Origin of the sequence: Nocardia brasiliensis ATCC 700358, from assembly GCF_000250675.2 — a bacterium.
Taxonomy (GTDB): domain Bacteria; phylum Actinomycetota; class Actinomycetes; order Mycobacteriales; family Mycobacteriaceae; genus Nocardia; species Nocardia brasiliensis_B.
The window spans coordinates 3,869,934-3,896,456 of the sequence record NC_018681.1 but is presented as its reverse complement, the minus strand read 5'-3'; the positions used below and the strand labels follow the sequence as shown (position 1 = coordinate 3,896,456).

Sequence of the window (26,523 nt, the reverse complement as noted above, 5' to 3'; positions counted from 1 at the left end):
CCATACCGTCGTCGGCGTGAGTACAGACCGAGACACCATCCAGATCGTCGGAGCCCGCGAGAACAACCTGCGCAACGTCTCGCTGGCCATTCCGAAGGGCAAACTCGTGGTCTTCACGGGGGTGTCCGGCTCGGGGAAGTCCTCGATCGTGTTCGGCACCGTCGCGGTCGAGTCGCAGCGCCAGCTCAACGAGACCTTCACCTGGTTCATCCGGAATCGGCTGCCGAAATACGAACGGCCCGAGGCCGACCTCATCGACAACCTCGCCCCGGCGGTGGTGATCGATCAGAAGGCGATCGGCGGCAATTCGCGCTCGACCGTCGGCACGATGACCGATATCCAGTCGATCATCCGCGTGCTGTTCTCCCGGCACGGCGTGCCGAGTGCCGGTGAGGCGTCGCGCTATTCGTTCAACGACCCGCTCGGGATGTGCCCGGAGTGCGGTGGGCTCGGCCACGTCGTGCGCGCGGACCTGGACAAGCTGCTCGACACCGATAGATCGCTCAACGAGGGCGCGATCACGTTCGGGCCGTTCGCGATCGGCACCTTCCAGTGGCAGCTGTATGCGCAGTCGGGCCTGTTCGATCCCGACAAGCCGCTGCGCGATTACACCGCCGAGGAATGGCAGCTGTTCTTGCGCGGCAACGGCTTCCGGGTGCCGCGCCCGAACAAGACCGGGTCGATGGGTAGTAACGCCTATGAGGGCCTGCTCGAACGCCTCGATCGGCTCTACATCAAACGCGATCTGAGTTCGTTATCGGAGAAGAACCGGGCCGCGGCGCACGAGGTCGTCACCGAGGAGATCTGCCCCGACTGCCGCGGCGCGCGCTTGAACGCGGCCGCCCTGGCCACGAGGATCGACGGATTGGGCATCGCCGACTACGGCGAACTCGAGGTGTCCGACCTGATCGGCGTGCTCGGCGCGATCGACGACCGGGTGGCCGCGCCGATCGCCGAGTCGGCGATCGCCCGGCTGCGCCGGATCGAGGAGGTCGGTCTCGGCTATCTCTCACTCGGCCGGGAGACTTCGACGCTGTCCGGTGGTGAAGCCCAGCGGCTCAAGGTGGTTCGGCATCTCGGTTCGAGTCTCACCGGCATGACCTACATTTTCGACGAACCGAGCGTCGGCATGCATCCGCGGGACGTCGGCCGGTTGAACAGCCTGCTGATCCAGTTGCGCGACAAGGGAAACACCGTGCTGGTCGTCGAGCACTCCCCCGACGTGATCGCGGTTGCCGACCATGTGGTGGACATGGGGCCGGGTGCGGGCGGGCACGGCGGACAGGTGGTGTTCGAGGGCTCGCTCGAAAAACTGCGCGCCTCCGGCACTTCGACGGGCGAGCGACTACGCCGGATACGGCCGGTCAAGGACCGTACGCGCCGGCCCACCGGTTGGCTCACCGTCGCCGAGGTCGACCGCTACAACCTGAAGAACGTCACCGCGCGGTTCCCGACCGGCGTGCTCACCGCGGTCACCGGGGTGGCCGGTTCCGGGAAGAGCACGCTGGTCTCGGGCGCGTTCTTGGCGGCGCATCCGGGGGCGATCGCGGTGAACCAGTCGGCTATTCACGCGTCGCGCCGCTCCAGCCCAGCCACCTACATCGGCATCATGGAGCCGCTGCGGCAGGCGTTCGCTCGCGCGCACAACGTCAAGCCGGGGCTGTTCAGCTTCAACTCCGACGGCGCGTGCGCCGAATGCGGCGGCGCCGGCGTGATTTTCACCGACCTGGCGTACATGGACCCGATCACCACCGTGTGCCAGACCTGTCACGGCAGGCGCTATCGCCCCGACGTGCTCGGCTACACCGTGCGCGGTGTGTCCATCGCGGATGTGCTGGAGATGACCGCCGAACAAGCGCTGGATTTCTGGGACGGGCACGGCGACAGCAAGATTCGCCCGCCGCTTCGCGCGCTCAACGAGGTCGGGCTCGGCTACCTGACGCTGGGCCGCTCGCTCAGTTCGTTGTCCGGCGGGGAACTTCAGCGCATCAAACTGGCCGATCACCTGCACCGCAGCGGCGGGATCTACGTGCTCGACGAACCGACCACCGGGCTGCACATGGCCGATGTCGACACGCTGCTCGCCCTGCTGGACCGATTGGTCGACGGGGGCAACACGGTGATCGTCATCGAACACGACCTCGATGTGGTCAAGCGCGCGGACTGGGTCATCGACCTGGGGCCCGACGGCGGCAAGCACGGCGGCGAGATCGTGTTCACCGGAACGCCCGCGGCGCTGCTCGACGACCCGCAGTCGATCACCGCGGACTACCTGCGCCGCAGTTTGATGCCACACGACTGAGCGATTCGCGAGGATGATGGTGGATATGGCGATGCGCGAGGTGGTGAGCGCGGGACCGTTCACGCGAATCTATGATCCCGGCGCCGGGGCAGCCGAGGACTGGTACATCAACGACCACACGATCATTCGGGGTTCGGAAGGGCGGCTGCACCTGTTCGGCATCACGCATCCCGAACCCGCGGATCCGTTCGACGAAACCGAATTCGCTCACGCGACGGCGCGCGAGCTGCTCGGCCCGTGGGTGAAACAGCGCCCCGCCCTGCACGTCGATCGTGACTACGGCGAAACCCATCTGTGGGCCCCGTTCGTCGTCGAAGCCCATCGGCGGTACTACATGTTCTATGCCGGTGGCGGCGCCGACCGGACCGCCGCGGCGATCAACCTGGCCACCTCGACCGATCTGTTCCATTGGGTGCGAAGGCGTTCGGGGCCGCTGTTCCGGGACGGTTACGACGCCCGCGACCCGATGGTGACCAGGGTGGGCGACCAGTGGGTGATGTACTACTGCGCGACCAGCACCCCCGCCGGCGGGCATCACGTGGTCGCCTATCGCACCAGCAGCGATCTGGTGCACTGGGGGCATCGGCACATCGCCTACACCGATCCCACGACCGGCACCGAGGCCGGAAACACCGAGTCCCCCTTCGTCGTCCAGCAGGACGGCTGGTGGTATCTGTTCATCGGCCCGCGGCCGACCTATGTCGGCACCGACGTCTTCCGTAGCGACAGCCCGTTCCGGTTCCGGATCGGGGACAAGATCGGCCATATCGCCGCGCACGCCGCCGAGGTGCTGGCGGACGCGGACCGCTGGTGGATCACCAGCGCGGGCTGGGGCCAGGGCGGGGTGCACCTCGCGCCGCTGCGGTTCCCGCGTCCGCGCGAGCCGCACACCGCGAAAGTGGTGCCACGGTAGGTTCGGGTGATCGCTGCGGCCCACTCACGGGAGGTCTCGGGTATGGCTGGTCCCCTGTTTCTCGGCGTCGATATCGGCACCGCCAGTTCGAAGGGTGTGCTCACCCGCGCGGACGGCCGCGTGGTCGCCAGATCCGAACGGGCGCACAGGGTCTCGACGCCGAAACCCGGATGGGTGGAGCATGACGCGGAAACGGTGTGGTGGGCCGATTTCACGGCCATCGCCGGCGATCTCGTCGGCGCGGCCGACGGCGCCGCACTCGCCGGACTCGCGGTGTCGGGCATCGGGCCCTGCCTGCTGCCCGCCGACGCGAACGGCACACCGCTGCGACCCGCCATCCTGTACGGCGTCGACACCCGGGCCACCGCCGAGATCGCCCAGCTGGAAGCCGAGTTCGGCACGCAGGCGGTGCTGCGCCGGGCCGGCTCGCCACTGACCAGCCAGGCGGTCGGGCCCAAACTGCGCTGGCTGGCCGCACACGAACCGCACGTCCGCGCCCGCACCGAGTTGCTGCTGATGGCCAGTTCCTTTCTGGTGCACCGCCTCACCGGCCGCTACGTGCTGGACCATCAATCGGCGAGCCAGTGCGTGCCGATGTACGACCTGCGGCTGCGCGAGTGGGCCACCGACTGGGCCGAGCAGGTGGCACCCGGCCTGCGGCTGCCGGAGCTGGCCTGGCCGACCGAGGTGGTCGGCCGGGTCACCCCCGCGGCCGCCGCGAGCACCGGTCTGCCCGTGGGCCTTCCGGTCACCACCGGCACCGTCGATGCCTGGGCCGAAGCCGCCGCCGTCGGCGTCCGGGCGCCCGGCGATGCCATGATCATGTACGGCACCACATTGTTCCTGGTGCAGGTGCTGACCGAGCCGAATCCGCATCCCGGTCTCTGGAGTACCTGCGGAACCTGGCCTGACACATACACTCTCGCAGCGGGCATGGCTACCGCGGGCGCGGTGACGGACTGGCTGCGCGAACTGATCGGCGGCGAATTCGCCGACCTCATCGCGGCGGCTGCCGACGTGCCCCCGGGCAGCAACGGACTACTGGCACTGCCCTATTTCGCGGGCGAGCGCACCCCGCTGTTCGATCCGGATGCCAGGGGTATCGTCGCCGGACTCACCCTGCGCCACGGACGCGCGGAGCTGTATCGGGCGGTGCTGGAAGGCATCGCGTACGGGGTGCGGCACAATCTCGCGGCGATGGCCGAGGCGGGCGGCCGGGCGGAGCGGCTGGTCGCGGTCGGCGGCGGCACCAAGGGTGGTCTGTGGACGCAGATCGTCTCCGACGTCACCGGACTGCCTCAGCAACTGCCCGCCGACACGATCGGCGCCTGTCTCGGTGACGCAATGCTGGCGGCCGAGGCCGCCGGGGTGGACACCCGCGACTGGAATCCGATCGTCGGCACAGTAGAGCCGCGGCCCGGGCACATCGCCGACTACGATTCCTACTACCAGCACTACCGTGAGCTCTACGAACGCAATACCGATATCGCGCACTTCCTGGCGAGCGAACAACACCGTACCGGGGCGAGTTCCTGATCTTCGCGCGCTGTGCGAAGATGCACGGTTGCTCTGTCGGACACTTATGCGAGGACCACATGCCCACCCAGACCCTGACCCAGCAGAACTTCGACTCCGTGATCACCGGCAATCACATCGTGCTGGTGGACTGGTGGGCCGGCTGGTGTGGTCCGTGCCGACAGTTCGCGCCGATCTTCGAATCGTCCGCGGAACGACATCCGGACATCGTGCACGCGAAGGTGGACACCGAGTCCGAGCAGGAACTCGCCGCGCGGGCCCAGATCACCAGCATCCCGACGGTGATGGCGTTCCGGGAGGGCCTGCTCGTCTACGCCGAGGCCGGGGTGCCCGCGCCGGGCACACTGGACGAATTGATCGAACAGGTCAGATGGCTGGACATGGACCAGTTCCGCCGCGAGGTGGCCCGGCACCAGCAGGAGCAGCAGCCCGAGTACCCGTCGACCGCGGTGCCTGCTGCCGCGGGCGCTCCCGCCTCCCGAGCGGCCGGACTGGCGCCGACCGCGAGCAAGTACGGCTGGCCCGGGCTGTGACCCCGCCGCGCCGGTCGGAGCTGTGGCTGCTAGACGATACGCGGACGCGGTCGGTCAGCGCCGAGAATCCCACCGGCGCGCCCGGCGGGGGCGCACGCGCGACGACCGGTACCGGCGCGCACGCGGCCCGGCTGCTCGGCCCCGGCTGGAAGATCTCGCCGTCGATCGTGCTCGGCGACGGTGAAACCGCCACGCTGGCCGACGTTTCCGGCCCCGGCGTGCTGCGGCACTGCTGGCTCACCACCGACCGTGCGGCCCTGCGCGAGCTGACTCTGCGCATGTACTGGGACGACGCGGCCGAGCCCGCGATCGACGTGCCGCTCGGCGATTTCTTCTGCAACGGCTGGGACGAACTGGCACTGGTCGATTCGGAGATGGTGGTGGTCGCCCCGGCCGGTGGCCTGAACAGCTACTGGCCCATGCCGTTTCGCCGGCGGGCGCGGATAACACTGGAAAACCACTGCGGCCGTTCGGTTCCGGTGTACTACCAGATCACCTACGGCGAAGAGGACGTGCCGGGCGAGGCCGGGTATCTGCACGCACGCTGGTCGCGCAGTGCGCCGCTGGGCAGTCCCGCGGTGCACACCCTGCTCGACACCGGTCCCGCGCGCGGCCGATATGTCGGCACCTACCTCGCGATTCGGCCGGGCGCACCCCGCTGGTGGGGCGAAGGCGAAATGAAGTTCTATCTCGACGGCGACGACGAATATCCGACGCTGTGCGGCACGGGCACCGAGGACTACTTCGGTGGCGCATGGAATTTCGATATGGACGGGAAATACCGGACCTACTCGACCGCGTATCTCGGCCTGCCCCAGGCGTTGCCCGCCGACGAGATCTACCAGGCACACCAGCGTTTCGGCATGTACCGCTGGCATGTGCACGACCCCATCTGCTTCCATCGCGAACTGCGCGTCACCGTGCAGGGGCTCGGGTGGCGCGACAGCGACACCTATCTACCGCTCGAAGACGCGGAGATCGCGACCACCGTGTGGTGGTATCAGGAAGTACCGCCGTCCGGCTGATCGGTGGGGTCGTCCACGTCCGCGAGCAGTTCGTCCGCGCGCGCCAGCGCGTCGTCCATGCTCGACCCGAGATCGTCGAGCACCGACAGTCCGCCGAGCAGATCGTCGAACTCGCGCAGTACCGACCGGACCTCCTCCACCGCCGGGTCGACGCGGTACCAGGCGACCGACTCACGCCACCATGGGTTCTCGTCGATCCAGGCGAACATGACGTCACGGAGCATGCGGGCGTCGGAGGTGTACATCTGGAAGATCTCGGTCGCGTCGCCGGCGCAGTATTCCAGTTCGTACATGCCGTCGGGGAGCAATCGCGCCCGGAGGTAGTCGTGCGGACCGCGTTCGAGTTCGAGGGACGGGTCTTGCGGAGTTCGCGGTTCGTCGAGAATCTCCGTGAGCAAGGCGTCGGTCAACTCCGGCACCGGCGTTCCGGCACCGGTCCGGACATGCACGTCGGCAGGTCGGTCCGGATCGTCAGTCACCGAGCCAGTGTGCCCGATCCCGGGATCGAATACCCGAAATGCCTCGTGCGAAGCCGTTTCGGGTGCACAGTGGACTGATGTGTGCCGTGGTGATCGAGGATGACAGCGGGCGGGGACAGCACCGATGACGCTGGTCGCGGGGGTGGACAGCTCCACCCAGTCCTGCAAAGTGGTGGTCTGCGACGCCGCGACCGGCGAAGTCCGGCACGAGGCGCACGCGCCGCATCCGGACGGTACCGAGGTCGCGCCGCAGGCCTGGTGGCACGCGTTGTGCGCGGCGGGCGCCGGACTGCTCGACCAGGTGGCGGCGGTGGCGATCGCCGGTCAGCAGCACGGCCTGGTCGCCCTCGACGCCAAGGGCGATCCGGTGCGCGACGCGCTGCTGTGGCACGACGTCCGCTCTGCGGCGGCGGCAGCCGAACTCGTCACCGAATTGGGTGGGCCGCAGGCTTGGGCCGAGGCCGTCGGCAGCGTTCCGGTGGCCGCGTTCACCGTGGCCAAACTGCGCTGGCTGGCCGATCACGAACCGGACCGTGCCGACCGGGTCGCCCGGATCATGCTCCCGCACGACTATCTCACCTGGCGGTTGCGCGGCGGCGGAGGCGCCGAACCGACCACCGACCGGGGTGACGCCTCCGGCACCGGCTACTGGTCGGCGGCGACCGGCGGATATCGGAAAAACCTGCTCGCCCTTGGCTTCCGGGGGCGCACGCCGGAACTCCCCCGCGTGCTCGGCCCGGCCGAAGCCGCCGGGCGGACGCCGTCGGGCGTGCTGGTCGCGGGGGGCACCGGCGACAATGCCGCGGCCGCACTGGGACTCGGCATCGGAGACGGCGATGTGGTCGTCTCGCTCGGCACCAGCGGCACGGTCTTCGCCCGCGCCGAACGGCCCAGCGCCGACGCCACCGGCGCGATCGCCGGATTCGCCGACGCGACAGGCGCTTTCCTGCCGCTGGTGTGCACGCTCAACGCCGCGCGCGTGCTGAGTGCCACGGCGGATCTGCTCGGCGTCGATCTGCCCGCGCTCGAAGCGCTTGCGGCGCAGGCGCCTCCGGGCGCGGACGGCCTGGTCCTGCTCCCCTACCTCGCCGGCGAACGCACGCCGAACCGGCCGGACGCGACCGGTAGTCTGCACGGCCTGCGCGCGGCGACCATGCGTCCCGGCCATATCGCCCGTGCCGCCTTCGAAGGCATGCTCTGCAACATGGCCGAGGCGCTCGACGCGATCCGCGCCTCCGGTGTCTCGCCGCGACGCGTCCTCCTGATCGGCGGCGCGGCGCGCTCCCCGCTGGTCGCCGCGATCGCGGCGCAGATCTTCGCGACGCCGATCACCGTGCCCGAACCCGGCGAATACGTCGCGCTCGGCGCGGCGCGACAGGCGGCGTGGGCACTGGCGGGCACGCCACAGCCACCCCGCTGGCCCGCTCGGACCGCAGGCACAGTGCCGTCCTCGGCCGACGACGCCGCGACCGGTGCGGCGATCCGCGCCCGCTACCGGCAGGCGCAGGCCGCGCTGTACGGCGGCTGAGCAGGAGCGGGCCGCCCGCAGGTGAGCGACAGCGGCAAACGTGCAACCATGTATCCAATACCCGCAGTAGCAGATACTGGGTGCTGGTCGAAGGAGCTCAGATGACGGCGTGCGACTTGGTTATCCGTGGCGGATCGGTGTTCGACGGCACCGGAGCACCGCCCCGCACCGCCGATGTGGGCATCACCGCGGGCAAAGTCGTGACGATCAGTGCCGCCCCACTGCCCGACGGCGCGCGGAACGTGGACGCCACCGGCAAGTGGGTCATCCCGGGCATGCTCGACGTGCACACCCATTACGACGCGGAGGTGCTCGGCAGCCCCGGCCTCGGCGAGTCGGTGCGCCACGGCGTCACCTCGGTGGTGATCGGCAATTGCTCACTGTCCACGGTCTATTCGACGGCCGAGGACTGCGCCGACATGTTCGCGCGGGTGGAGGCGCTGCCGTGGGACGCCGTGCATTCGGCCGTCAAGGAGCACAAGGACTGGGAAAGCCCGCTGGCATACCGGGACTCGCTCGCCGCGCGGCCGCTGGGCGCGAATGTCGCGGCACTGCTCGGACATTCGGACATCCGCGTCGCCGTGATGGGACTCGGCCGAGCCACCGACGCGACCGTCACGCCGACCCCCGACGAGCTGAATCGCATGCGGCACATGCTCACCGACGCGCTGGACGCCGGTTTCCTCGGCCTGTCCACCATCCGCAGCTCGTTCTCCAAGCTGGAGGGCGCCCGCTTCCCGGCCCGGCAGTTGCCGTCCACCTATGCGAGCTGGCGGGAGTACGCGGCACTGAACAAGATTCTGCGGCAACGCGATCGGATCCATCAGAGCACGCCGAATCTGACCTCCCGGCTCGAGATCGCCCGCTATTTCGCCGAGAGCGCGGGCCGGTTCCGGAAGCCGCTCAAGACCACGCTGATCGCGGGCATGGACGTGAAGGCCGATCGCACCACCGCGCGGGCCGCGGCGACCGCGGCCTGGATCGCGAACACGGTCGGCGGCGCCGCGTTCCGCTGGCAGCACCTGCCGGTGCCGTTCGAGGTCTACGCCGATGGTGTCGATCTGGTGGTCTTCGAGGAGTTCGGTTCGGGCGTCGCGGCGCTCAACATCCGCGACGTGATGAAGCGCGGCGAGCTGCTGGCCGACGAGTCCTATCGGCGACAGTTCCGCAAGGATCTGGCCAAGAAGTACGGCCCCAGGGTCTGGCATCGCGACCTCTACGACGCCCAGATCGTGGCCTGCCCGGAGGCCGAGGTGGTCGGCAAGTCGTTCGGCCGGGTGGCCGACGAGCGCGGTATCCATCCGGCGGACGCACTGCTCGACCTGGCCGTCACGCACGGCACCGGGCTGCGCTGGCGCACGGTCATCGCCAACGATCGAGAAGAGGTGCTCGACCGGCTGCAACAGTCGGCGGTGATGCAGGTCGGCTTCGCCGATTCCGGTGCGCACCTGCGCAATATGGCGTTCTACAACTTCGGGCTGCGCATGCTCGAGCGGGTGCACCAGCGCGGCTTCATGCCGGTCGAGCAGGCCGTGCACCGGCTGACCGGTGAGCTGGCCGACTGGTACGGCCTGGACACCGGACGTCTGCACGAAGGCGCGCGCGCCGACCTGGCCGTGCTCGACCCGGCGGGTTTCGACGGGTCCAGTGCGGCCTACGCGGAAGCTCCGGTTCCCGGCATCGCCGGCTTGGATCGCATGGTCAACCGCAACGATCGGGCCGTCGCGGCCACCGTGGTCGGCGGCCATCTCGTCTATGAATACGGCGAGTTCGCGCCCGGGTTCGGCAGCACCTTGCGCGCGGGGGCCTTCCTCACCGCGCAGTAACCGGGCCTCTTCTCCGGTGTCTCTCGCGACACGCCGTGCGACACACGGACGACTACTTGTCCGCAACGTCCCATTAGACCGACCAGTTTCGTGATTGGGTGACGTCTCAGGATGTGGGAAGGACGGTCGCGACGAGGAGACGGCGATGGCGGAGGTGCGCAGGGCGATCATCGACGAGCGGGCCGAGCTCGCCGAATTGCTCACGGGTTTCGATCGCGCGGCCTGGGACGCGCCGACGCTGTGCCGCGGCTGGCGGGTGCGCGAGGTGGTCGCCCACATCACCGTGCCGTTCCGCCTGACCGGCACCCGCTTCGCCGTCGAATTCGTCCGTGCGGGCGGCAATTTCGACCGGATCGCCCACCGCATCGCACGCGTCGACGCCGCCGCGATGCCCTCGGGCGAGCTGCTGAAATCCCTCTGGGACAACGTCGGACATCCGTGGCGGCCACCGGGGTGCGGGGCGGTGCACGCGCTGGGGCACGACATCGTGCACGGCCTCGACATCACCGTGGCGCTGGGGCTGGACCGCAAGGTGCCCCACGATCGCCTGCGCCTGGTCCTGGACCTGATCAACCCGCGCTGTATCGAGTTCTTCGGGACCGACCTGACCGGTGTCGAGCTGCGCGCCGACGATCTGGACTGGAGCTACGGCACCGGTGCGGTCGTCACGGGCAACGCGCAGGATCTGCTGCTCGTGGCATGCGGACGGACGTTACCGGCCCGGCGGTTGCGCGGGGACCTCGCGGCCCGGTTCACCCGTAGCCGGCGCCGGGCAAAAAGGAGGCGCCGCCGCTGACCGTGCCGGGCTACAGTCGGCCGGATGAACTGGATCGCGCCCGAAGTGCCCCGAACCGCGGCCCCGCACGTCGCCGACGAGCGATCGATGTTGCAGGGCTGGTTGGACTTTCACCGCCGCACCCTCTTGGCGAAATGCGCGGGCCTCGACGACGAGCAGCTCCGGCGCCGTGGCGCCGAGCCGTCGACGCTGACCCTGCTCGGCCTGGTCCGGCATCTGACCGAGGTGGAACGCGGCTGGTTCCGGCTCACCGCGGCGGCTATGGACGTGCCGTACGCCTACGGCAGCGAGGACGATCCCGACGGCGACTTCGATCTGCGCACAGCCGACGCCGCAACGGATTTCGCCACCTTCCTGCGGGAGATCGAACTGTCCGACGCCGCGGTGGCCGAGCTGCCGCTGGACCACACCTTCCGGCACCCGCGGCGGCCCGAACTCGAATACAACCTGCGCTGGATCTATCTGCACATGATCGAGGAGTACGCCAGGCACAACGGCCACGCCGACCTGCTGCGCGAGCGCATCGACGGAACCACCGGCGCCTGAGCGGAATTCACAGCCGACGCGCGCTGACCCAGGACGCGACCTGCGCCCGTGAGGTGAACCCCAGCTTGGTCAGGATGTGGTCGACGTGGCTCTCCGCGGTACGAACGGAGATGACCAGCTCCGCGGCGATCCGCTTGTTGCTGTAGCCGGCCGCGACCAGCCGGGCGACATCGCGTTCCCGGCGGGTCAGTGGCGCGGCCGCCGCCGCTTGCGCTTGCGGTTGCGCCGGCGCTTCGGTGCCGAGGGCGAAGCGGACCGCCTCGTCGAAGGTGAGCGCGCCACCGCTGTCGAAGGCGGACCGGAAACTCCTGTCCCCCAGCGCGTCGCACACCTGCGAGCGGACCCGCTCGCCGATCGTGTCGGTCATCGCGTGCGCGAGATGCTGGGTGCTGCCGCTGCGTACCGTCGCCGCGGCGCCCATCAGCCGCGCGGCGCGGGGGTGGTCCCCCACCGCGGCCGCGGCCCAGGCCAGGCCGTCGAAGGCCGAGGCCGTCCACACGCACCGATCGAACAGCCGCAGCTGTTCCACCGCGCGGCGCAGTTCCGCGATCGCCTTGTCCGCGTCACCGTTTCGCCAGTGGTCGGTGCCGACGGCCCACGAGGCGAGCCCGCCGAGCAGGTGCGACCCGTGCTCGGTGGCCTTGCGCAGGAATCGCTCGGCCAGGCCGCTCGCCCGGTCGTCGGACAGCACCATCGCGCAAACATAGGCGAACGCAAGGCTTTCCATCTCTGTGCCGTGATGGGCGCAGGCCCGGGCGCGCACGGCGGCGGCCTCCGCGAGTTCCAGCGCACCGCCCGGGTCGGCGTCGGCGAACGCGAGCACCGAGGCGAGCAGCATGGCCTCGACGAGCACCTCCTCGGCGGCCAGTTCCGTCGCAATCGCGACGCATTCGTCCAGGAAACCGTGCGCCACCGCAGGATCGGCGAACATGGCGGCGATCACCGAGGCGGCGGCCAGCGCGCGGGCCCGGTCCACGGTGTGCGCGAGATCCTTGCCGAGGGCGTCGGTCAGCCAGCGATAGCCTTCGCGCAGGAAGCGGTAGTGCTCCCAGAACGGCCGCAGCTCCGACGCGATCTGCAGACCACGGTGCACGCCCTGCGGGTCGGCCAGCGCGAACTGCAGTGCCGCACGCAGATTCGCGTGTTCGCGGGTGACGTCACGGAACCAGCCGACGTCGGCGTCGCCCCAGTATTCGACGCGGCCGCGCTGGGCGATCCGGTAGTAGTGGTCGCGGTGGCGCAGCCGGACGCGGTGCTCGTCCCCGCGGGCCACCAGGCGAGCCAGCGCGAACTGCCGCAGCGGTTCGAGCATGGTGTATCGGCCCGCGCCGTCGTGGCCCTGATTGCCGAAACTCAGCACCGATTTGTCGACCAGACCGGTGAGCGCGTCGAGCAGGGCGCCCGGCGATTCGAGCGCGCAGACCGCCTCGGCGGCGATGAGGTCGAAACCGCCCGCGAAGACCGCCAATTGCTCCCACAGGTGCTGCTCGTCCGGGGTGCACAGGTCGTAGCTCCAGCGGATCGTCGCCTCCAGCGTCTGCTGCCGCTCGGGGGCGGTGCGCAAGCCCGTCGTGAGTAGGCGCATGGTGTCGTCGAGCCGTTCCAGCACCTGCGCCGGGGTGAACGCGCGCAGCCGCAACGCCGCCAGCTCCAGGGCCAGCGGAATACCTTCCAGGCGTGCGCAGATCGCCGCCAACGTACCGAGACCGGCTGCGGTGGCCTGGAATTCGGGATTCGCCGCAGAGGCACGATCGATCAACAGCCGCAACGCGGCGTTGTCGGCGGTCTGGACGGCGCCGGACTCGTCGTCCGGCTCGGGTACCGGCAGCGGCGCCACCGGCAGGATCTGCTCCCCCTCGACGCCGAGCGGCTCCCGGCTGGTCGCGAGCACCCGCACGTCCGGGGTGCCCGCGAGCAGCCGATCGACCAGCGCCGCGCACGCGCCGATGAGGTGCTCGCAGTTGTCGAGGATCAGCAGCAGGTGCTTGTCGCCCAGATACTCGATCAGCCCCGCCACCGGCAGGCTGGTGTCGTCGCGCAGGCCGAGCGCCTGTGCGACGCTCGGCGCCACCAGCTCGCCGTCGTTGACCGGAGCCGCCTCGACCAGCCACACCCCGTCCGGGAATGCCCGGCGCACCGCGTCGCCGACCCGCCGGGCCAGCCGGGTCTTGCCGACACCGCCCGGCCCGGTGAGCGTGAGCAGCCGGGTACCCGACAGCAGTTTCCTGGCAGTGGCGACTTCGCTGCCCCGCCCGACGAAGCTGGTCACTTCGGCCGGGAGGTTACCTGTCACGTGCCGCGCCACGCCGATTACCTTCGCACGGACGGCCGCGACCGCCGGGCGCTTTGCCCGAAGATGCGGTCACCGCGGGGCCGGGTACACCGCCTCGTACAGCTCGCGCAGTTGCGCCGCGGTGATCTCCGCGCCGGTCGCGTCGGCGTGTGCCTGCACGTGCCGGGCGAAGTCGATCTGCAGGTGCCGCGGCAGGTCGATGCCGTATTCGGTCTGCAACAGATAGGCGATACCGCCCTTGCCCGACTGCGAGTTCACCCGGATCACGGCCTCGTAGCTGCGGCCGAGATCGGCGGGATCGATCGGCAGGTACGGCACCTGCCAATCCGCTGCGCGCTCCGGGATGCCCGCCTGCTCCGCACGCACCCGATGCGCCGCCATGCCCTTCTTGATCGCGTCCTGGTGGGTGCCGGAGAACGCGGTGTGCACCAATTCGCCCACGTACGGATGGCGTTCGGGCACCCGCATGCGCGTGCAGTATTCGACGGTCGCCCGGATTTCGTCGATATCGGAGAAGTCGATCATCGGATCGACGCCCTGCGCATACAGATTCAGCGCCAGCGTGGCGAGATCGACGTTGCCGGTGCGTTCACCGTTGCCGAAGATGCAGCCTTCCACGCGTTGCGCACCGGCCAGCACCGCGAGTTCGGCGGCGGCGACGCCGGTGCCGCGGTCGTTGTGCGGGTGCACGGACAGGATCACGCTGTCCCGGCGGGCCAGGTGACGATGCATGTACTCGATCTGGTCCGCGTACACGTTGGGGGTCGCGACCTCCACTGTCGCAGGCAGATTCAAGGTCACCGGCCGCTGCGGGGTGGCGTCCCACAGCGTGGTCATCCGGTCGCACAGGTCCAGTACGTAGTCGGGTTCGGTCAGGTTGAACACCTCGGGCGAGAACTGGAACCGGACGTGCGGCAGGTCGGCGGCGAATTCCAGGACGTCGCGGCCGCCGGCCAGGATCAGCTCACGCAATGCGGCACGGTCCTTGCCCAGCACCGTGTTTCGCCATGCGGGCGCGGTCGCGGTGTACATGTGGATCACGACATCGCGCAGGCCGCGAACGGAGTCGACGGTGCGCTCGATCAGATCCCTTCGGGCGGGGGTGAATACGACGATCGTCACGTCGGCGGGCACCAGATCGGACTCGGCGAGCAGCCGGACGAAATCGAAATCGGCCCGTGAGGCGGACGGGTAGCCGACCTCGATCTCCTTGTAGCCCATGGCGACCAGCAGTTCGAAGAAGCGGCGCTTGCGCGCCGGGTCCATCGGTTCGGCCAGCGCCTGGTTGCCGTCGCGCAGGTCCACCGGCACCCAGAGCGGAGCCGCGGTGATCCGCGCCTGCGGCCAAGCACGCTGGGTGTGTGGCACTTCCACGCGATCGTAGACATCGCGGTAACGGTGGAACGGCATCTGCGAATGCCGCTGCCGATTCCAGGCGGGCGCGGATTCCGGTACGGCACCCTGCGGGGTGTTGATCATGTTGCGGTCTGCTTTCTGGCCGGACGGACGTCACGAACGAGGTGACCGGCCACAACGAAGCCCCACGGCGGGGGGCCGGTCGGTCAGGCCCCGCCGTGGCGGCTAAGCAGAAGCATGGTGCGCATGATGGCTAGACTATACACAACTCCTCAGACAAGTAGAGAGGTTGCGATGGTCGCGCAGGTACGCAGGCATCCGCTCGCCGCGCAAGCGGCCGAGCTGCTGCTGACTCGGATCAAAGCGGGCGAATGGCCACTGGGACACCGACTTCCAGGGGAAACGACCCTGGCCGCGCAGCTCGGCGTCGGCCGCTCGACGCTGCGTGAAGCGATCCGCGAGCTGGCCGGCAAGGGCGTGCTCGACAGCCGTCAAGGTGCCGGGGTGTTCGTGACGGCGCTGGACGCGAAGCAGGACTGGGACATCGTGCTGCGCCGGGCCACCATCGCCTCGGTCATCGAGGCGCGCATCGCCATCGAGGCCGAGGCCGCCGCGCTGGCCGCACACCGCCGGACCCGGGCCGACCTGCGCATTCTGCGCACCACGCTGGCCGCCCGGGCGGCGCACGGCGAGCCGGTCGCCGAGCACGTGGACGCGGACATGGCCTTCCACCGCGCCGTGCTCGTCGCCGCGCACAACGAGGTGCTCGTCCAGCTGTTCGACACCTTCCTCCCCCGGCTGCGGCTCGCGATGATCGACATGCTGATCATCCGGCCCGTCCCGTCCGAGCCGGCCGACCACGCGGCGCACGAACAGCTGGTCGAGGCGATCGTCGCCCGAAATGCCACGGCGGCAGCGGAATTCAGCCGCACCCATCTGACGAGCCTGAAGGAGGCCTTCCAATGACCGATGCACCGGTGCTCGAACTGACCGACGTGACCTTCCGCCGCGAGGGCAAGAAGATCATCAACGGCATCTCGATGACCGTGCACGCGGGCGAGCACTGGGCGTTGCTCGGCCCGAACGGCGCGGGCAAGAGCACGCTGCTCGGGTTCTGCGGTGCCGTCACCTTCCCGACCACCGGCACCGTACGGGTGCTCGGACAGCAGCTCGGCCGCGTCGAACTCCAGCGACTGCGCCATTCCATCGGACATGTGAATCCGCGCCATCCTTTGCAGTACCCGCTGACCATCCGCGAGGTGGTGCTCACCGGCATCACCGCGACCATCGACACCCCGATGCGCTGGACGCCGACCCCGGAGCAGCTGGCTCGCGCCGAGGCGATGATCCACACCGTCGGACTCACCGGCAAGGCGGACGAGATCTGGCCGACGCTGTCCCAAGGCGAGCGCGGACGCACTCTGATCGCCCGCGCGCTCATCGCCGAGCCCCGGTTGCTGCTGTTCGACGAACCGTCCACCGGCCTGGATCTCGCCGCGCGCGAACAGCTCCTGGAAACCCTCGACACCCTCGGCGACACGCACCCCGACGTCGCCTCGATCCTGGTCACCCACCACCTCGAAGAACTCCCCAGCAGCACCACGCACGCCATGCTCATCGCCGACGGCCACACAGTCGCCGCGGGCCCGGCCACTCAGACCCTCACCACCGAGACCGTCACCGCCGCCTTCGCCCACCCGGTCGAGGTCCGCTACGACGGCCGCTGGACCGCCCGCGCCGCCCACACCCGCCCCGCCTGGCCCAGCTGACTCCTCGGCCACAGACGGGGTGCAACGCCGTGACCAGCAGCAACGACATAGCAAGTGGGTTGCCCCGGAACCCACCGGGCAACCGACTCGGCGTCGCACGGCGCACCGTCACGGAGGTTGTCCATGTCCAAGCTGACAGAAGTACTGGTGATTTGCGGGTTCGTTCTCGTGGTCCTCGTCGGGGTCGTCCTGGCGCGGGCCATAACGACAGACCGGGAGAAACGCGGGCTGTCCCCGACTCTGGTCAAAATGTACGGACTGCTCAGCGTCGCGGGCTTCGCGCTGCTGCTCGCCACCCTCGAGGTCGATACACAGGTCAAGACCGCGACGTACACGCTGCTCGGCATCATCGCGGGCTACCTGGCCGGCGCTCGGGTCGACAAGGAACCGGCCGAGGCTCGCGATGAGCACGCCGCCCGGCCGACCTGACTTCGGGGGATGTATGCGGAAGAATTTTCGGAGGGATGTCGATTCGGGGGGTGGCCGTTCGATGCAGTGAGGTGAGGGTCGGCCGATCCTGACGACGACGAGCAAAGGACGCGCTATGCGCTACATGATGTTGATCCGTCTCGACCCGAGCACCTCGCCGGAACCCGACGAGGCGTTGATGGAGCAGGTCGGCAAGGTGATCGAGGAGATGACCAAGGCGGGCGTGCTGCTCGACACCAACGGCTTGCATCCGATCGCCGAGGCCACCCGGATCACCCAGGCCGGCAGTAAGCAGACGGTGCTCGACGGACCGTTCACCGAGACGAAGGAGATCGTCGGCGGGTACTGCATCCTGCAGACCAAGTCGAAAGACGAAGCGGTGGAATGGACCTCGCGATTCCTTGGCGCACACGGACCGGAGTGGGAGATCGAGGTCGAACTCAGGCAGATCGCGGAGCAGGGCTGAGCGAGCACCGCGGATGAGCCCCGACCGGTCGCCGGAGCAGGCCCGTCGCGCCGTGGAAACGGTGTGGCGGATGGAATGGCCACGACTGGTCGCGGGGCTCACCCGCGTGGTCGGCGATATCGACGTCGCCGAGGAACTGGCGCAGGACGCGCTGGTCGCCGCGCTGGAACAGTGGCCGCGCGACGGGGTGCCGCCGAACCCGGGCGGCTGGCTGATGCTCACCGCCAAGCACCGGGCGATCGACCGGATCCGGCGCAATCAGACCTTCGCTCGCAAGCTGGCCCTGCTCGGGCACGATCTGTTGAGCGCGCCAGAGCACGCCGAGCAGGCCGAAGCCGTCGAGGACGACCTGCTGCGCATGATGTTCACCGCCTGTCATCCGGTGTTGCCGGAGCAGGGCCGCGTGGCGTTGACCTTGCGGTTGCTGGGCGGGTTGACCACCGGCGAGATCGCCCGCGCCTTCGTGGTACCCGAATCGACGGTGGCCCAGCGCATCGTCCGGGCCAAACGCACCATCGCGGCACGCGCCCTGCCGTACGAGGTGCCCGGGGCCGACGAACTGACCGACCGGCTCGATTCGGTCCTCGCGGTGGTCTATCTGATCTTCAACGAGGGGTACGCGGCGACCGCGGGCGCGGACTGGGTGCGTGTCGAATTGTGCCAGGACGCATTGCGTTTGGCGCGCATGCTGGCCGAGCTGCTGCCGAGTGAACCCGAGGCGCACGGGTTGGTCGCGCTGCTCGAACTGCAGGGCTCCCGGCTACCCGCGCGCACGGGTCCGGCGAAAGACGTTGTGCTGCTGGCCGACCAGGATCGGTCGCGCTGGGACCGGCTGCTGATCCGGCGTGGTTACGCGGCGCTGGGCCGAGCCGGCTCGGTCGCGCGGGAGCGCGGACTGCCGCCGGGCCGCTACGCCCTACAGGCCGCGATCGCCGCGGTACACGCCATGGCGGCCGTGCCGCAGGAGACCGACTGGCGGCGCATCGCCGGACTGTATGCCGTTCTGGCCGAACGCTTTCCGTCCCCCGTCGTCGAGCTGAACCGCGCCGTCGCCGTCGGTAAGGTACACGGCCCCGCCGCGGCCCTCGACCTGGTCGACGCCCTCGTCGCGGCCGGCGCCCTCGACGCCTACCACCTGCGCAGCGCCGTTCGCGGCGACCTGCTCGCCCAACTGGGCCGCCGCGCCGAAGCCCACGCCGAGTTCACCCGCGCCGCCGACCTCACCGCCAACCGCGCCGAACAAGCCCTCCTGCGCGCTCGCGCCGCCGAATGCGCCTCCGCTGACCGGCTCGACAGCGACGATCAGTAACCGTTGGGCAAGCCGCCGACGATGCGCGGTAGTTCGATGGTGTCGTCGTCGCGGCGGGCGGCGTGAGCTTGCGCCAGTTTCTCCAGGAACGCTTCCGCGGAGCCGAAGCGGGCGGCGACCTGCGCCAACAGCTCCTCCGCCGGTTTCATGAAGTCCATACCGATCAGCATGACCGGTGTGGCGACCAACCTGATCGTCGTTCGCTCACAGTTTGCCCAAATGTCGCGCGACAGCAAGGACCCGCGGACTTCTGCCATCGCCGCGCCACATGCAGAACACTTGTTCAGGCGCGCCGGATGGGCTGCCAGGTAGGTGTCGCGTCGATGGCGAGGAAGTTGCCGACGAGGCGGTAGACCTCGGCGGGCTTCTCCACGACGAGCAGATGCGACGTGCCGGGCACGATCGCCAGTTCGGACTCGGGAATCGCCCGGTAGAGCGCGATCGTGTGCTCCAGGCTCATCGCGTCGTCGTCGGCGGCGAGGACAAGGGTGCGTGCGGCGATCCCGCCGAGTTCCTCGACCGTCAGCGTGGGCTCGGCGTTGGCCATCCGGAGCAGCTTTTCGGCGACGACCGGGAAATGGTCCACGCCGTCCGGGGAGACCTCGCCGTAACGAGCGGCCAAGCGCTGCATGGGTTCTTCGTGCGCGAAGCCGTCGAGCACGCCGGGCAGCAGGCCGTGGTGGTGGAAGTTGCCGCTGATCGACACGAGTTTGCGGACGAGATCCGGCCTGCGCAGCGCGACCAGCAGTGCGACGACCGCGCCGTCGCTGTAACCGACCAAGTGGGCAGGACCGCCGATCACCGTGTCCAGGAACGCGATGGTGTCCTGGGCCATCAGGTCATACGAGAGCGGCCCGGCGACATCGGGGGTCCGGCCGTGCCCGCGCCGATCTGTCCGGAACACCTGGAACTGTTCGGCGAGAACAGGAACCGCGGCATCGAACGATCGCGAATCCACGAACCCGCCGTGCAGCAGCAGCACCGGCTCACCGTCACCGGTTACGTCATACCAGGCCCGGACCTCGCCGAGCTGAACATGTTTCGCCATGGGGATGATCATGCTCCACGGGCGCGCTGCGCCCATCGGCCTGTGCGGCGCGACACATCGAACGGCTCAGTTCGGCAAGGCGGTTCGGCCGCGCGGCTCGGCGCGATCTTCCGCTTCGGCGAGTTCTTTCAACGTCAGCAATTGCTTGCGCATCATCGGGAGGTCGCCGAGCGCGAGCAGGCGGCCGATCAGCCACGGTGCGCCGATCCGCATGCGGACGACCAGGCGGGTACCCAGACCTTCGGGCCGCACCGCGTAAGTGACGCAGACCTTTCCGGCGACCAGCGTGAGGTGCTTCGCGTCCTCGAAAGCCACCAGCTCGAACTGCGACATGAACCGTTGCCCGAGGGCCAGGTCGGCCAGTTTCGGATCGCGACGCTTCGGACTGGGCCGCCCCCAGTTGTCGAGGAGGTCGTAACTGTAGGGCGCTACCCGCAATTGGCAGAGCCAGGCGAACACCAGGCCGTGCGGTGCGTCGATGCTGATGGCGCGATCGGCTTGCACGCCACCGGGTTGCCGCTTGTCACAAGGCAGTTCGTCCGCGCGCTCCGCCGCGGTCGCGCCCCAGACCAGTCCCGTGTTCATGCCGCTGCCTCGATCCGGCGGAGCAACCGGCGCACCACCAGCCGGTGACCGCCGCTGCCGATCACCAGGGCCCGGTAGATTTTGCCGTGCAGCCCAGGGAAATTCGCCAGTGATCGGGCGCGGACGCGGGTACGGTTCGCGTCCTGCTCGTCGAGTTCGAAGATCAGGGCGTAGCGAGAGAACCAGTGCTGCCCGCTCAGCGCCAGCCTGCTCGGGGCCTCGGCGGCGTCGAGCACGAATCCCGCGGGTACCGTCGCCGGGTCCGCCGGGTCTTTGCAGACGACGTTCAGCAGCGCTTGCCAGACCCGGTCGCGGTTCGCGGCGATCGATCTGGCATGCTCGTCAATATAGGATAAACGCTCCATATAGAAGGAACGTACTAGTAGATGGCTCCGCCCCGCAAGCACGACACCGACGTGATCCTCGACGCAGCCCGCGCCCTCGTCCTCGCCGACGGGCCGCGCGCCGCCAGCGTGGCCGCGATCGCCGACGCCAGCGGTGCGCCGGTCGGCACGCTGTACCACCGCTTCGGCAACCGCAACGGGGTGCTCACCGAGGCGTGGCTGCGGGCGCTCGCCCGCTTCCAAGCCGGCGTGCTCGCCGCCGCGGAACACCCCGATCCGGTCGAGGCGGGCGTCGCCATGGTGCGCGCCGCGGTCGTCTTCGGCCGCGAATTACCCGATGACGCAAAGCTTCTGCTCAACCTGCGCCCCAGCGATCTGCTGGACGGCGGCCCCGACGACGAATTCCGCGCCCGGCTGGCCGAGATGAACGCACCGTTGCTCGACCACCTGCGGCGCATCGCCACCGGCGCCTTCGGCCGGGCGGGCCACCGCGAGATAGACGCGGTCAGCCGCGCCGTGGTCGATCTCCCCTACGCCGCCCTGCGTCGCCACGCACACAGTCCCGAATTACCGGACTGGCTGGACACCGACCTGTCCGCGGCCGCGCGGACGTTGCTCACCACACCGTTGCCCGAGCCGGCCGCGGACTGAGCCCGCGCAGGGCTACGCCGTACCGCCGACCAACTCGGGCGTCAGCTGCGCGAGGTCATCGATCACGTGCGCGGCCAGGGCGAGCGCGTCGTCGGCCGGTGGGTACTCGGGGCGCGGCGCGGCGATCACCCGCAGGCCGGCGGCGTGCGCGGAGCGCATGCCGTTACTCGAATCCTCCACCGCCGCACAGTCGGCCGGGCGCTGCCGGAGCAGGCCCGCCACCGCCAGGTAGACGTCGGGGGCGGGTTTGCCGCGGTCGACCTCTTCGGTGGACAGGGTGCCCGTGAAGAACTCGATCAGGCCGGTGCGCCCCAGGACCACGTCGATCAGGGACTGCGGCGACGAACTCGCGACGCCGAGCGGCCACTGCTCGCTCATCCGCTGCACGGCGTCGATCGCGCCGGGCAGCAGCGGCACCGCACGGTCGTAGTGCGCCACCATCTGGTCGATGACGTCGCGCGCCACGGTCTCCGGCGATTCCCCGACGCCGAGATCGGTACTGAGGTATTCCGACCATTCCCGGGTGCTCATCCCCATCAGCCGCTGCTGGGTATCGGGCAGCCACCGCCCGCCCTTGTCCGCGACGTAGGCGCGGCGCACCTGCTCCCACACCGGCTCGGAGTCGATCAGCACGCCGTCCATGTCGAAGACAACCGCCGTAATACCCATCTACCCTTAGCCTTTCGCCGCCGGACCGGTCTACCCGCCGGGCGACCGGCCTGTCCCGGCCGGCGCCGTCCACCGCGGACCAGCCTAGGCCACGCAACCCGCCGAGCCCCTGCGGCGCGAGCATTCCGACGGCAACCTATAACGTGTTCCTTATGAACGAAGAGCAGGCCGGTGCCTCGCTGCCGAACAAAGAGCATCATGAGGGCGCGTTCCGGCCGATGACCGAGCTGATCAACGCGCGCGAAGAACAGGGCGCCGATATCGAGCGCGGCGGACCGCACTACGGGGAGTTCGTCGAACAGGTGCGCGGGCTGATGGACCGCGTGCGCCTGGCCTGCCCGTCGGACGAACTCGCGGTGGAGACGATCGGCCTGCTCAAGCAGCTCAACGACAAGCTCGACGCGGCCCGGGTGGACGAGTGGTCCACGCCGAACTGGACCCGGCACGATCTGCCCGCCCGCGGCAACATCACGCTGCCGCCCTACGTCATCGATCACGCGGGCAAGGACGGCGTGGACGCGCGCGTCACGTTCCGGACCTTCCACCTGGGCGGCAACAGCGCCGCACACGGCGGGCACATCGCACTCAGCTTCGACGACCTGCTCGGCATGGCCGCCGCGATGCACGCTCGCGCGGTGACCCGCACGGCGTCGCTGACCATCGACTACCGCTCGATCACGCCGCTGAACACCGAACTGAAGGTGCACGCCTGGGCCGAGCGTCAAGAGGGGCGCAAGGTCTACGTCCGCGCCACGCTGCACGACGGCGAGCGACTCTGCGCCGAGGCGCACGGCCTGTTCATCGTGCTGAAGCCCGGTCAGCCGTGACGACACCGCCGCCACCGTCCCGGAAGACGGTGGCGGCGTGCCGAATTCAGGCCTTCGGAAAATGTTCGGCCCGGTAATCGGCGAACCGGGCGTCGACCTGTCCGGCGGTCAGGCCGAAATCCTCGAGCGTGTACCGATGCGCCGGACGCGCTGCGCCGGAGGTGCTTTCGGCGTGTAGCGCGGTCATCGCCGACGTGGCCTGCGCGGTCAGCGGCAGATCGAAATGCCGGTAGATCCCGGCGACGGTGCCGATCGGGTCCGCGACGAAATCGTCGTAGTACACGTCGCAGAACTGAGCGGCGTTGTGGCGCTGACGATCCGCCAGGAAACGGTCGGCCCCGCGAGCCCAGAGATCGAGCTGCGCGGCGCCCACCACCGGGCCGCGGAACTCGTCCGACCAACCGGCCGAGGCCTGTTCGTTGAGGCTGCACACCGAGGCGATGATGGTGCGCGGATCGCGGTGCATCTGAATGATCAGCGCGTCCGGGTACACCTCGAAGATGGCGTCGAGGGCGAACAGGTGGCTCGGGTTCTTCAGCACCCAGCGCCGTCCGGCGTCCGGCAGCCCGATCAGTTGCAGGTTGCGACGATGCCTGCGGTAGGCCGGAGTCCAGTCCTGGTCGCGCAGCCATTCCGAGTAGCTCGGTAGATAGCCCAGGCACTCGTAGGACACCGACATCGCCGACTGGCGCAGCAGCTGCCAGCACTCCTCCACCTGATCGGCCGAAATATGGTGCACCCCCATGAATTCCGGGTGTTCGACGTGGTGCTTCTCGAAGGCCGCCTCGATCCGCTGATAAACCGGGTTGCTCGCCCAGGTGTCCCGGGGCGGGCGCGGCTGCGGCATCTCGGTCAGCCACATCTCCAGGCCCTGGTGTGCCGGGTCGGCGTTGAGCAGCCGGTGCACGGCCGTCGTCCCCGAGCGCGGCAGGCCGGTCACGAAGACCGGACGCTCGATCGCGACCTCGGCGTGTTCGGGAAAGCGTTGCCACGCCGCCTCGCTGAGCAACCGCGCGATCAGCGCCCCGCGCAGGAACGCGCGATTCACCTTGTTGCCGAACGGGGTCAGCTCCGCGTCCTTGGCATAGGACTCCAGCAGGACCTCGAGCCCCGCGCGGTAGTCGTCGGCACCGAAATCGTCCAGCCCGACGACCTTGGTCGCCGAGGCGTGCAGATCGTCGATGGTGCCGACGTCGTCCCTACCGATCACTTCATCTCCTCTGTATCGCCGCGAGTCCGTGTTGCCACGAGTCCGGCTAGTGGTGGTACTCGCCGCCGTTGACGTCCAGGCACGCGCCGGTGATCGCCCGCGCCATGGCCGAGGCGAAGAACACGACCGCGTCGGCGATCTCGTCGGGCTCGGGCAGCTTGCGCAGGTCGATGGTCTTCGCCGTCTCGGCGTACACCTCGTCGGCGGTGATGCCGCGCTGCTCGGCGAGGTAGTTGAAGTACCACTTCAGGTTGTCGGCCCAGATATAGCCCGGGGCAATGGTGTTCACCCGGATGCCGCGCGGGCCGAGCTCGGTGGCGAGGCTCTGCGCCAGCGCGAGCAGGCTCGCCTTGGCCATCTTGTAGGGGCCGAAGGTGCGCCGCGAATGCCGCAGCACCGCCGAGTTGATCATCACCACCGAGCCCTTCGACTCGGCCAGCGCGGGCACGAACAGCCGCGTCAAGCGCAGTGCCGCAAGCACATTCGTCTCGAAGCCGGCGCGCACCTGGTCCAGGTCGACCTCGGCGAGGTCGGCGATCGGCGGAATGGCGAAGGCGTTGTTCACCAGCGTGTCCACCCGGCCGAACGCGCTCTGCGCCGTCTCGACCAGATTGATCGCGGCCGCTTCGTCGTTGATGTCGGTGGGCACCACGACTGCGCGCCTGCCGAGTTCGGTGATCTCCTTGGCCACCTCGGTGAGCCGCGACTCGGTCCGGGACGCGAGCACCACGTCGGCGCCGGCCTTCGCGCTCTGCACCGCGATGGACCGGCCGAGCCCGGGACCGATACCGGAGACGACGACAACTTTGTCCTGCAACAACATCAGCCGAGCATCCTTTCCGCGACCGCGGCCTGCCGGGCCGCGATTCGTGCGCGCCATTCGTCCGGCGTGACGCGCGCCTGGTCATAGAACGGAAGTCGTTGTCCCAGTTCGGTGACCGGGACCACCTCCACCGTCGGGCCGTCCTCCGGTTTCATCTCCCGGGCCAGCCGCTGCCACCGGAACTGGAGGTAGCCGCGGTCGTGCCCGGTGCGTTCGATCCAGTTGGCCAGCCCGGGATCCCGCTCGCTGACGACGAGGCGGATCATGCCGTCCGGGTCCACCCGCGCCTGATCGGCGGTGAGGCTGGTCTGGTGGTTGATGTAGTCCAGCGACAGATACCACATGCTGCCGAGCTGGAAACCCTGATACGGCGCATCGGATTTGGGCACCGTGATGATCATCGCCTGATCGTCGCTCAGCTCGTAGTGCCCGGCAGAGGAGAACTGGGTGGTGAGACCGCCCGGCGTGGAACGGGGTTCGGTCATCGTGTTCACCGGCAGGTTCAGATAGAACCATTCCGGAAAGGCGAGGAAGGTCTGCAGCCGCGAGATCAGCATCTTCCCCGCCACGCCGTAGCGCTTGGTCAGCAGGTCTCTGGTCAGCGGCGGCGGGGCGTCGCCGAGGCCGTCGACCCGGGCGATCCGCACGGTGCCCGGACGCTCGTTGCCCCAGTCGCTGTAGACCTCACGGATCACCAGCATGGCGGAGTCCGCCGCGAGGTGGACGTAGCCGGGCCGCGCGGGACCGGGGCCGAGCCGCACCTCGTAGGACCCGTCCGGCGCCACCTCGAGCGCTCGGTCGTCGAAGGCGGTGAGGCTGTCGGGCACGTCCACCGGGGAATAGTTCCCGTTCAGCACCTGAAAGCTCAGATCTCTTGTGGTGCCGCGCTTTCCGGTGACCACGTATTCGGCGTCCGGGCGCAGGTAGGAGTGGAAATAGAGCGTGTCCGGGTTGTCCAGACCCATTTTCGTATACGGCCCGGTGGACCTGACGAAGAACGGGAAGTCCCGCTCGTAGGCCCACGCCATCTGCAGGGCCGCGCGAATGCTGCCCGCCAGGTAGTCGTAGCCCTCGACGAGGTCCTGCTCGGTCCGGATGTGCGCGGCTCCGGTGATGATCTGCTCGGCGGCGGCGATGGCGTCCGCGAACGGCTGTGTCAGCAAAAGGCTCTCCGTTGAATCACACGCTGTGGTGTTCCAAATATGTACCGCTCTGGTACATTTCCTCTCAGCTGAGATTAGAACGTGTTCTAGGAGTGGT

The 26,523-nt window shown here is 69.1% G+C and carries 25 protein-coding genes and 2 pseudogenes; 16 read left to right on the top strand and 11 right to left on the bottom strand.

Going from position 1 to position 26,523, the window contains the following annotated elements; translation table 11 throughout:
* Positions 1-16: 16 nt before the first annotated feature.
* The 5 genes and pseudogenes from O3I_RS17610 (at position 17) to O3I_RS17590 (ending at position 6,309) form a co-directional block, all read left to right on the top strand.
* Positions 17-2,302, top strand: a complete 2,286-nt coding sequence (locus tag O3I_RS17610; RefSeq protein WP_041563950.1) for an ATP-binding cassette domain-containing protein — start codon at positions 17-19, stop codon at positions 2,300-2,302.
* Between the two features lie 25 nt (positions 2,303-2,327).
* Positions 2,328-3,215: a glycosyl hydrolase family 32 gene (locus O3I_RS17605; protein ID WP_237748320.1), complete on the top strand. Its 888-nt coding sequence runs from the start codon at positions 2,328-2,330 to the stop codon at positions 3,213-3,215.
* A 42-nt stretch (positions 3,216-3,257) separates the two neighbouring features.
* Positions 3,258-4,751, top strand: coding sequence for an FGGY-family carbohydrate kinase (locus O3I_RS17600; protein WP_014984302.1), 1,494 nt, complete (start codon positions 3,258-3,260; stop codon positions 4,749-4,751).
* A 59-nt stretch (positions 4,752-4,810) separates the two neighbouring features.
* Positions 4,811-5,167 (top strand): annotated as a pseudogene (gene trxA / locus O3I_RS17595) (thioredoxin); the annotation flags it as partial.
* Between the two features lie 113 nt (positions 5,168-5,280).
* The gene (locus tag O3I_RS17590; protein WP_014984300.1) at positions 5,281-6,309 is read left to right on the top strand and encodes a glycoside hydrolase family 172 protein; all 1,029 of its coding nucleotides are present in this window, start codon (positions 5,281-5,283) and stop codon (positions 6,307-6,309) included.
* Here the strand turns inward: O3I_RS17590 and O3I_RS17585 are convergent.
* On the bottom strand, positions 6,285-6,788 hold the full coding sequence (locus tag O3I_RS17585) for a hypothetical protein (protein ID WP_014984299.1): 504 nt from the start codon (positions 6,786-6,788) through the stop codon (positions 6,285-6,287). The two genes, O3I_RS17590 and O3I_RS17585, sit on opposite strands and share 25 nt — an antisense overlap.
* 124 nt (positions 6,789-6,912) lie before the next feature.
* Between O3I_RS17585 and xylB the strand changes: the two genes are divergently transcribed.
* The 4 genes from xylB to O3I_RS17565 all read left to right on the top strand — a co-directional run bounded on the left by xylB (position 6,913) and on the right by O3I_RS17565 (position 11,484).
* Entirely contained in the window at positions 6,913-8,316 is a 1,404-nt protein-coding gene (xylB, locus tag O3I_RS17580) for a xylulokinase (RefSeq protein WP_014984298.1), read from the top strand.
* Positions 8,317-8,417: 101 nt separating this feature from the next.
* Positions 8,418-10,142 (top strand): N-acyl-D-amino-acid deacylase family protein, encoded by a 1,725-nt coding sequence (locus tag O3I_RS17575; RefSeq protein WP_014984297.1) that lies wholly within the window; start codon positions 8,418-8,420, stop codon positions 10,140-10,142.
* Between the two features lie 145 nt (positions 10,143-10,287).
* A complete protein-coding gene (locus O3I_RS17570; protein ID WP_014984296.1) occupies positions 10,288-10,938 on the top strand; it encodes a maleylpyruvate isomerase family mycothiol-dependent enzyme in 651 nt (216 codons plus the stop codon).
* 24 nt (positions 10,939-10,962) lie between these two features.
* Positions 10,963-11,484, top strand: a complete 522-nt coding sequence (locus O3I_RS17565) for a DinB family protein (protein WP_014984295.1) — start codon at positions 10,963-10,965, stop codon at positions 11,482-11,484.
* 7 nt (positions 11,485-11,491) lie between these two features.
* Here O3I_RS17565 and O3I_RS17560 read toward each other — a convergent pair whose 3' ends face one another.
* Positions 11,492-13,777, bottom strand: coding sequence for an ATP-binding protein (locus O3I_RS17560; protein WP_065652229.1), 2,286 nt, complete (start codon positions 13,775-13,777; stop codon positions 11,492-11,494).
* A 78-nt stretch (positions 13,778-13,855) separates the two neighbouring features.
* Positions 13,856-15,187: pseudogene (locus tag O3I_RS17555) on the bottom strand (2-isopropylmalate synthase); the annotation flags it as partial.
* A 240-nt stretch (positions 15,188-15,427) separates the two neighbouring features.
* Here O3I_RS17555 and O3I_RS17550 point away from each other — a divergent pair.
* The 5 genes from O3I_RS17550 (at position 15,428) to O3I_RS17530 (ending at position 19,106) form a co-directional block, all read left to right on the top strand.
* Complete coding sequence (locus O3I_RS17550; protein ID WP_014984292.1) at positions 15,428-16,099, top strand: FadR/GntR family transcriptional regulator; 672 nt, start codon at positions 15,428-15,430, stop codon at positions 16,097-16,099.
* Positions 16,096-16,902 (top strand): ABC transporter ATP-binding protein, encoded by an 807-nt coding sequence (locus O3I_RS17545; RefSeq protein ID WP_014984291.1) that lies wholly within the window; start codon positions 16,096-16,098, stop codon positions 16,900-16,902. The genes O3I_RS17550 and O3I_RS17545 overlap by 4 nt, the downstream gene beginning before the upstream one ends.
* Before the next feature lie 123 nt (positions 16,903-17,025).
* A complete protein-coding gene (locus tag O3I_RS17540; protein ID WP_014984290.1) occupies positions 17,026-17,331 on the top strand; it encodes a hypothetical protein in 306 nt (101 codons plus the stop codon).
* 115 nt (positions 17,332-17,446) lie between these two features.
* Positions 17,447-17,797, top strand: coding sequence for a YciI family protein (locus tag O3I_RS17535; RefSeq protein ID WP_014984289.1), 351 nt, complete (start codon positions 17,447-17,449; stop codon positions 17,795-17,797).
* 13 nt (positions 17,798-17,810) lie between these two features.
* Positions 17,811-19,106 (top strand): RNA polymerase sigma factor, encoded by a 1,296-nt coding sequence (locus tag O3I_RS17530; RefSeq protein WP_014984288.1) that lies wholly within the window; start codon positions 17,811-17,813, stop codon positions 19,104-19,106.
* Here O3I_RS17530 and O3I_RS45550 read toward each other — a convergent pair.
* The 4 genes from O3I_RS45550 to O3I_RS17510 form a co-directional block, all read right to left on the bottom strand.
* Entirely contained in the window at positions 19,100-19,264 is a 165-nt protein-coding gene (locus O3I_RS45550; protein WP_167829149.1) for a hypothetical protein, read from the bottom strand. The genes O3I_RS17530 and O3I_RS45550 overlap by 7 nt on opposite strands.
* 125 nt (positions 19,265-19,389) lie before the next feature.
* A complete protein-coding gene (locus tag O3I_RS17520; RefSeq protein WP_171904483.1) occupies positions 19,390-20,154 on the bottom strand; it encodes an alpha/beta fold hydrolase in 765 nt (254 codons plus the stop codon).
* Between the two features lie 66 nt (positions 20,155-20,220).
* On the bottom strand, positions 20,221-20,739 hold the full coding sequence (locus tag O3I_RS17515) for a hypothetical protein (protein ID WP_014984285.1): 519 nt from the start codon (positions 20,737-20,739) through the stop codon (positions 20,221-20,223).
* The gene (locus tag O3I_RS17510; RefSeq protein ID WP_014984284.1) at positions 20,736-21,104 is read right to left on the bottom strand and encodes a hypothetical protein; all 369 of its coding nucleotides are present in this window, start codon (positions 21,102-21,104) and stop codon (positions 20,736-20,738) included. The genes O3I_RS17515 and O3I_RS17510 overlap by 4 nt, the downstream gene beginning before the upstream one ends.
* Before the next feature lie 21 nt (positions 21,105-21,125).
* Here O3I_RS17510 and O3I_RS17505 point away from each other — a divergent pair, with 21 nt between their 5' ends.
* Positions 21,126-21,734 (top strand): TetR/AcrR family transcriptional regulator, encoded by a 609-nt coding sequence (locus tag O3I_RS17505; protein WP_014984283.1) that lies wholly within the window; start codon positions 21,126-21,128, stop codon positions 21,732-21,734.
* 12 nt (positions 21,735-21,746) lie between these two features.
* On the opposite strand, the gene O3I_RS17500 is transcribed toward O3I_RS17505, so the two are convergent.
* Positions 21,747-22,403 carry an HAD family hydrolase gene (locus tag O3I_RS17500; protein ID WP_041562674.1) on the bottom strand — a complete coding sequence of 219 codons (657 nt, stop codon included), beginning with the start codon at positions 22,401-22,403 and terminating at the stop codon, positions 21,747-21,749.
* Positions 22,404-22,555: 152 nt separating this feature from the next.
* On the opposite strand from O3I_RS17500, the gene O3I_RS17495 reads away from it, so the two are divergent.
* Positions 22,556-23,230 carry a PaaI family thioesterase gene (locus O3I_RS17495; protein ID WP_014984281.1) on the top strand — a complete coding sequence of 225 codons (675 nt, stop codon included), beginning with the start codon at positions 22,556-22,558 and terminating at the stop codon, positions 23,228-23,230.
* Positions 23,231-23,276: 46 nt separating this feature from the next.
* On the opposite strand, the gene O3I_RS17490 is transcribed toward O3I_RS17495, so the two are convergent.
* The 3 genes from O3I_RS17490 to O3I_RS17480 are packed head-to-tail and all read right to left on the bottom strand — an operon-like array spanning position 23,277 to position 26,426.
* Positions 23,277-24,440 carry a sulfotransferase family protein gene (locus O3I_RS17490; RefSeq protein ID WP_014984280.1) on the bottom strand — a complete coding sequence of 388 codons (1,164 nt, stop codon included), beginning with the start codon at positions 24,438-24,440 and terminating at the stop codon, positions 23,277-23,279.
* A gap of 46 nt (positions 24,441-24,486) precedes the next feature.
* Positions 24,487-25,263 carry an SDR family oxidoreductase gene (locus O3I_RS17485; protein WP_014984279.1) on the bottom strand — a complete coding sequence of 259 codons (777 nt, stop codon included), beginning with the start codon at positions 25,261-25,263 and terminating at the stop codon, positions 24,487-24,489.
* The gene (locus O3I_RS17480) at positions 25,263-26,426 is read right to left on the bottom strand and encodes a hypothetical protein (protein ID WP_014984278.1); all 1,164 of its coding nucleotides are present in this window, start codon (positions 26,424-26,426) and stop codon (positions 25,263-25,265) included. The genes O3I_RS17485 and O3I_RS17480 overlap by 1 nt, the downstream gene beginning before the upstream one ends.
* Positions 26,427-26,523 lie beyond the last annotated feature (97 nt).